This window comes from Pontibacterium sp., from assembly GCF_041587635.1.
Taxonomy (GTDB): domain Bacteria; phylum Pseudomonadota; class Gammaproteobacteria; order Pseudomonadales; family Balneatricaceae; genus Pontibacterium.
On sequence record NZ_JBFGYC010000742.1, the window covers coordinates 1 to 1,290 of the forward strand.

The 1,290-nt window shown below is 51.0% G+C and carries 2 protein-coding genes; one reads left to right on the top strand and one right to left on the bottom strand.

All coding sequences use genetic code 11. The features are described from left to right. The coding region (locus tag ABYW01_RS21335; RefSeq protein ID WP_372836622.1) for a patatin-like phospholipase family protein at positions 1 to 879 on the top strand (879 nt) is incomplete at its 5' end. Here the strand turns inward: ABYW01_RS21335 and ABYW01_RS21340 are convergent. Then, positions 876 to 1,290, bottom strand: a 415-nt coding sequence (locus ABYW01_RS21340) for a Smr/MutS family protein (RefSeq protein ID WP_372836624.1), incomplete at its 5' end; no start/stop codon positions are given. The genes ABYW01_RS21335 and ABYW01_RS21340 overlap by 4 nt on opposite strands.

The window sequence follows — 1,290 nt, forward strand, 5'->3', positions numbered from 1 at the left end:
GCACACATTGGTGTCATCGAAGAGATAGAGCGTCGAGGCTACGAGATTATTTGTATCGCTGGAAGCTCTATGGGGGCGCTGGTTGGTGGCGTGTATGCTGCAGGAGGTTTGGAGGCATATAGGGAGTGGGTTGTTGGTCTGACCAAATTTGAGATCTTCAGGCTGCTTGATCTGACTCTTACGCGCGGTGCCATACGAGGTGAGCGCTTGTTTCAACGGCTTAATGATATGGTGGGTGATCCTGCCATTGAAGATCTGCCGCTGATTTATACTGCTGTGGCGACAGATATCGCACGTCAAAAAGAGGTCTGGTTTCAGTCGGGTTCGCTGCAAACAGCAATGCGTGCCTCCATCTCGGTGCCGGGTTTCTTTACGCCCTATGTTCACGAAAATCGGGTATTGGTGGATGGTGGGGTGCTCAACCCTTTGCCGATTATTCCCACCGTTGCGGCTCATGCAGATCTGATTATCGCGGTCGATCTTAATGCCCGCGATCCCAAGCATGAAGCTTTGAATTTACCTGATAATGCCTACTTAAATCGCAGCGGCGTCAGTGATAGCTGGCATTTAGATTCAGTCTCGGCAGCTGGAAACGCTAATGGAAACGGCAATGGCCACGCAAGCAATGATGCAGAAGGTCAAAAGCGTGAACCTCCTCGGGTGGGTGGGCGAATTGATATTCTGCTGGACTCGGTAGAAGTGATGCAGGGAAGCCTGTCACAGTACAAGATTGCTGGTTATCCGCCGGACCTGGTGGTGCCCATTCCGCATGAACTCTGTCATTTCTTTGAGTTTTATCGTGCGGAAGAGGTCATTGAGGTGGGGCGGCAGATCACTCGAGAGCGGTTGGAGGCGCTTGAGAAAGGTGCGCTGGTCTAACTGTTATCTCGTTTCAGCAGTATATACAGTGCACCTGTACCGCCATCCCTGTCTTGTGCTGATGTGAATGCCAGTACACCAGGCATTCTGCGTAACCATTCGTTAACATAGGATTTCATCAATGGTTGTTTGCCTGACTGGCTGTACGCTTTGCCGTGCACGACAATCACAGCGCGCATCTTTCGGTTTCGGGCCATACGAATAAAGCGGCTCAATTCGTCGCGTGCATCATCAATGGTGTAACCGTGCAGATCAAGCCCTTCTTCCCAGGGAATATGGCCTTGCTTCAGGCGCTTCAGTACACGAAGTTGAACACCGGGTGCGGCGAAGATTAGCTCCTCGTTAGACTCGACCAGATCGACGGCTTCACTTGATAAGTTGTCGATTACTTTTTCTTCTTCAATCAAAGCC